Annotated in this window: 2 protein-coding genes and 1 pseudogene; 2 read left to right on the top strand and 1 reads right to left on the bottom strand. The window is 32.3% G+C overall.

The genetic code is table 11. The features are described from left to right. Nucleotides 1-32 precede the first annotated feature (32 nt). Nucleotides 33-1,679, bottom strand: a complete 1,647-nt coding sequence (locus tag VK90_RS26820) for an ABC transporter substrate-binding protein (RefSeq protein WP_048376593.1) — start codon at nucleotides 1,677-1,679, stop codon at nucleotides 33-35. A 102-nt stretch (nucleotides 1,680-1,781) separates the two neighbouring features. On the opposite strand from VK90_RS26820, the gene VK90_RS26825 reads away from it, so the two are divergent. Further along, nucleotides 1,782-3,035, top strand: a complete 1,254-nt coding sequence (locus VK90_RS26825) for an MDR family MFS transporter (RefSeq protein ID WP_048376595.1) — start codon at nucleotides 1,782-1,784, stop codon at nucleotides 3,033-3,035. 68 nt (nucleotides 3,036-3,103) lie between these two features. Beyond that, a pseudogene (locus VK90_RS26830) lies at nucleotides 3,104-3,864 on the top strand (IS4 family transposase); the annotation flags it as partial. Nucleotides 3,865-4,319 lie beyond the last annotated feature (455 nt).

Consider the following 4,319-nt stretch of genomic DNA (forward strand, 5'->3'; position numbering starts at 1 on the left):
CCCACTTCAAGCTTTGCTAAGTGGTGAGTAGTTCACATTAAAGGTCTTATCCAAAGTTGAGAAAAATCCACATATCCAAAATATTTCATCTTAATATTCGTTAAATCTGATGAAAAAGGAATCTGACGTGTATCATAGTATAAGGGAATCATAATAGAGGATTCTATCAGTTCTTTTTCAAGATTCTTATTTAATGAAGCCCACTCCTCAAAATGTGTATGTTTGTATTTAGAAAGTTGTTTTTTTAATGATTTATTTGTTTTTAAAACCTTAGCCAATGGTGAATATCTAGCTGTTAAAAAATAATAAAATGATATCTCTTGATTCATCTCAAATACTTCACCATGGATAAAGAGATCGACTTGTTCATTAAGTTTTTCATCCCTAAGATAGTTTTCAAATGGAACCCATTTAACTTGAAAAGGTATATTTTCTTTTTCTAAGATATTAATTAACCATTTTGTTGTCGCTTCTGTATACTGAGTGGCTTTTATAATAAGTGGTTCTTTAAATTCGGGACGTCTTCTTTTTGGAATATTGACTTGATGATCTATGTCTTTCAAACAGCTTTTAATATTTGGGATTTTTTGAGAATCATATTCATGAATATGATTCATATTGTTAGCGATAATAGAATGTAAGTAATTACGAACATCTATGTGTTGAATTGACGAATTACGCCAAGCATTCATAATTATAACACCGAAACCTGAATTCCTTTCTACTTGAAAGGTAGAATTACTTTTATGGTGTTTGGAAGATTGATAAATATTATCAAATTCTAGAGGGACCTGGATGAATTCTACTGTATCTAGCAAAGGTCTTTCTTGAAAATAATCATGAAATGCTATCAATGATGTTTTCTCCTGGTTATTCTCTCCTATATAAAAACCACCGGTTCCTATGATTTGGCCGTTATTTTCTTTATAAATGCTTGTATTTATCATGCATAACATTTGTAAACAATAACTACAACTATCTGGATAATGTATATCAATAATTAATGGTGATACAATCTCTATTTTTTCTATGGGTGCCCATAAGTCTTTATAGTATTTATGACTACGTAGTTTTGAGAGACATAGTTTCACGTCAGCCGCTGTTAAGATGGATCCATCATGAAATTTTATAGACTTTTTTAAATATAGTCTAAGCCTAGATTGAGTTAAATCCCAACTGTGAGCTATTTCAGGGAATATGTTCCCCTTTTCATCCATATAAACAAGTCGATTGAAAACGTTCGCGACAATATGTGCACTATGTACATCGGCAGCCTCGAGCGGGTGTGTTGTTAAAAAGGGCTTTCTTCTAGGAATAATTAATTTATCATCCGAATTATGTACATAGCCAAATTTTGAATGAAATTTAGTCATCAAGCGTAGTTTACTGTTTGGAGACCAATTATATAGTAAATATTTACTGCTTTTTTCAACAGGCTGTTGATCCATAATTTCCATTACTTGTGACTCATAGATTTGTTCTATATTTTTCAACCATTGAAGAGAGGAGGAATTTCCTCTGCCTTTTCCAGAAGTGAAAGTCAGCCAACCTTCATCCATCCATTTATGTAAGTAACGTACTGTTTGCTTTGTACTTAAATTTAAAAAATCTGCTAGATCTTGTATTTTTATATTTCCTGAAGAAAATGATTGCCATAGATTCAGTAAATTTTTATCCATTTTTCTATCTCCTTTTATAAGTGGACATGTTTTTCTGAATATGTCCATTTTTAGTTTGATAAGTCTAGTTTAATATAACATTAGACAAAAGGAGGAGATACGATGAATTGGAAAGACTTTGAACAAAATATAAAAGTACGCTTAATTACATCGTTTTTTAATCGTGCTGTTACATCAGCAGTAATGCCTTTCATGGCATTGTTTTTTGCTCAAGAAATAAATAAAGTATGGGCCGGGTTATTTTTAATCTTAACGGTTATTTTAAGCTTTTTTTCAAATTTAATTGGAGGTTACATTTCAGATCGCTTTCAACGAAAGAAAATTTTATTGTTAACTTCTTTTTCTAGTACTTTGATGTTTTTATTCATGACTTTAAGCTTATTTCCTACAGATAAGATGATTTGGTTATTTGCAATTGCTTATGTAGGTTTTATAATATCTAGTAGTCTTGGGCGCCCATCCATGCAAGCTATCATTATAGACTCAACTACGCCAGAAAATCGAAAGGCTGTTTATACAATTGACTATTGGCTTATGAATCTTTCTATGGCAATTGGTGCAGCATTAGGTGGTTTTTTATACATTAATCACCAAAAAGAGTTGTTTATATTACTGACTTTTGTTTCTGCTACATTGCCGATTGCTTATAAAATTTGGCTAGTTGCAGAAGTTAAAGAGTGCTTAGAAAAAAGACATGGAAATATAGTACTTGATCTAATTCAAAACTATAAAGTTGCTATTCAAGATAGAGCATTTTTAAGAGTTGTAATAGGGTCTACCTGCATATTTGCGGCAGAGTTTTCTTTAAACAGTTATGTTGGTGTACGACTTTCAGAAACATTTAATCCAATAAGCATTGGGAACTTTGAAATAGTAGGAGTGAGGATGCTAAGTATTCTTAACATAGAAAATATGCTTTTAGTAGTATGTTTAACGTTTATTGTAAATAAATTTACAGATTGTCTAAGTGGAAAAAAAGCGTTACTTTTAGGTCTTGTGCTCTATGGTGTAGGCTATATGACAGTAACATCTGCAAACACTTGGTACGTACTGATTATTTTTAGTTTCATTGCCACTGTTGGTGAACTTGTCTACTCCCCAATCAGAAATGCAGAACAAGCTAATATGATTCCGGCTGATAAAAGAGGGTCGTATTCAGCTTTTGCAGGTCTAGCATATATTGGCGCGGATCTAACTGCAAGAATGACTATTATCATTGGTGCATTTTTGGTTCCTACGATGATGTCCGTTTACATTGGTATCATTGCAATAATGGGGACATTCCTCTTATACACTGGACTGTTTGTTAGAACCAATATTCAATCTCAGGAAAGGTTGAATAAAATGTCATCATAATATAATACTTTAAATGAAAAAATACGCTATTCTTTCTATAGAGTTGTAGGAAAGGATGGCGTTTTTTTATGTCTATTTCTGTATCTAACGAGTTACAACTATTTGCTCAAGAGATTCAGAGTTTTTTATCTCCAAATACCTTACGGGGTCTTACTGGAGTTGTTGGTTTTGTAAAACGAACCAGTAAGTACCGAGCAAAAGATTTAGTGGCTTTATGTGTATGGGTGAGCCAAAATGTAGCTATGACTTCTTTAACTCAGTTATCTAGCTGTTTAGAAGCATCAACAGAAGTACTCATCAGTCCTGAGGGACTGAATCAACGGTTTAATAAAGCGCCGTCCTACTTTTACAACACCTACTAGCCGAACTACTAAGCAAAAAATTGGCCACATCTATGCCGTTTTTTTCTCCATACCCTTCTGTTTTCAAGCGTATTCGTATTTTAGATTCTACTGCATTTCAACTCCCTGATGTATTTTCATCGTTTTATCCAGGTGCAGGAGGATGCAGCCATACAGCGGGAGTAAAGATTCAACTTGAATATGATTTGTTAAGTAGACAGTTCCTACATATTCATACAGGTCCAGGTAAACAACATGATCGCACTCACGGCTCTCTGTGTGTCCCAACTGTAACATCGAATGATTTATGTATCCGAGGTTTAGATTATTTTCATTTGAAAGATCTTCAACATATACAATATAAAAAAGCTTATTATATCTCACGTATCAAATCGAATACACGTATTTATCAAAAAAATCCTAACCCTGATTATTTTCAAGATGGAAGAATCAAAAAAGGTACAGAGTATATTCAGATAGATATAGATATATCCCTATTTCTATAATTAGATATTTCTCTATATCTCCACTTTTGTTATTAGAAATGGAGGCATAGGGGAGCGTTTGAAAAATTACTGATTCTATTGTATGTACAGCATATCACTACTATAACTTTCTTTGTAATATAGATATATCCCTATTTCTATAATTAGATATTTCTCTATATCTCCACTTTTGTTATTAGAAATGGAGGCATAGGGAGCGTTTGAAAAATTACTGATTCTATTGTATGTACAGCATATCACTACTATAACTTTCTTTGTAATATAGATATATCCCTATTTCTATAATTAGATATTTCCCTATATCTCCACTTTTGTTATTAGAAATGGAGGCATAGGGGAGCGTTTGAAAAATTACTGATTCTATTGTATGTACAGCATATCACTACTATAACTTTCTTTATAATATAGATATATCCCTATATCTCCACTTTTGTTAT

This window comes from Bacillus sp. LK2 (genome assembly GCF_001043575.1).
Taxonomy (GTDB): domain Bacteria; phylum Bacillota; class Bacilli; order Bacillales; family Bacillaceae_G; genus Bacillus_A; species Bacillus_A paramycoides.